Annotated in this window: 1 protein-coding gene; it reads left to right on the forward strand. The window is 55.0% G+C overall.

The genetic code is table 11. The annotated features are described in order from the left end of the window. The first annotated feature begins 47 nt into the window (after positions 1-47). Positions 48-1,226: an IS256 family transposase gene (locus TDIS_RS10565; RefSeq protein WP_068671854.1), complete on the forward strand. Its 1,179-nt coding sequence runs from the start codon at positions 48-50 to the stop codon at positions 1,224-1,226. Positions 1,227-1,228 lie beyond the last annotated feature (2 nt).

Consider the following 1,228-nt stretch of genomic DNA (forward strand, 5'->3'; position numbering starts at 1 on the left):
GGTAGTGTCGCTAAAATTGTGGGTTAATCTGAGCATGGAGGGGATAGATGACCAACGAAGAGATGCGAAGATTAACCAAGGAGGAAATCAGTCGGAGGATCCGGGAGGGCGTGAAGGCCGTGATAGAGCAGGTGCTTGAGGAGGAGATGACCGAGCACCTGGGAGCCGCCTATCGCGAACGCACTCCTCAGCGGCGTGGGGAGCGCAACGGACATTACACCCGTAGCCTCATCACTCCGGTGGGCAAGATCGAACAACTCCGGGTCCCTCGGGACCGAGAAGGGACTTTTCTCACGGAGGTCTTTGAGCGCTACAAAAGGATGACCGGGGAGGTGGAAGAAGCGGTCCTTGAGATGTATCTGCAAGGGGTCTCAACCCGGAAAGTAGAGGCTATTACTGCTGGGCTTTCTAAGATCAAGATTGGCAAAGACGCTGTGAGCCGGATTGCCGGCCGCCTGGAGGAAGAACTCAAGCGCTGGCGTGGCCGTCCTCTGGAGAAAGCCTATCCATACCTTTACCTGGATGCCACGTTTTTCAAGGTGAATTGGGGAGGTCGGGTAGTAGATTTAGCCCTGTTAGTGGCGGTAGGGGTAAATGAGGAGGGGTATCGGGAGGTATTGGCGGTGGAGCCTGCGGGCGGAGAGAGGAAAGAGGCCTGGCGGAATTTACTGAAGGGGCTTCTGGAGAGGGGGCTTAGAGGGGTAAGGCTTGTAATTAGTGACGACCATGAGTCAATAAAACAGGCTTTGGCGGCGGAGCTTCCGAAGACTCTCTGGCAGAGATGTGTAGTGCACTTTGAGCGGAATGTGCTGGCCCATGTACCCCGGAAGGAGGTTGAGGAAGTAGCAGGAGATCTTCGGGAGATTTTTCAGGTAAAACGTCGCAGCACGGCCGAGGCTTTGGCTCAAGAGTTTATTGAACGATATAAAGGGCGGTTTCCTCGGGCGGTTGAGACCTTTGAGCGCGGGATTTCTGAGGCTCTGACCTATTTAGATTTTCCGGCCAGTCATCAGCGGCATATCAAGAGCACCAATATGCTTGAGAGGCTATTCAAGGAGGTGAAGAGGAGGACGCGGGTGGTGGGGGTGTTCCCGAGCGAGAGGAGCTTGACCAATCTGGCCACGGCGGTGATGTTGCGGGCCACGGAGGACTGGAACTTTCGGCGTTACATGGACATGAGGCCGCTTTGGGCCATGGAATCTAAACCCACAAAATTTGCTACTTGACC

Source organism: Thermosulfurimonas dismutans (genome assembly GCF_001652585.1).
GTDB classification, from domain to species: domain Bacteria; phylum Desulfobacterota; class Thermodesulfobacteria; order Thermodesulfobacteriales; family Thermodesulfobacteriaceae; genus Thermosulfurimonas; species Thermosulfurimonas dismutans.

What these genes read in the sequence shown, in the direction of transcription:
- TDIS_RS10565 (WP_068671854.1), top strand. Translation starts at nt 48, where the DNA reads ATGACCAACGAAGAGATGCGAAGATTAACCAAGGAGGAAATCAGTCGG.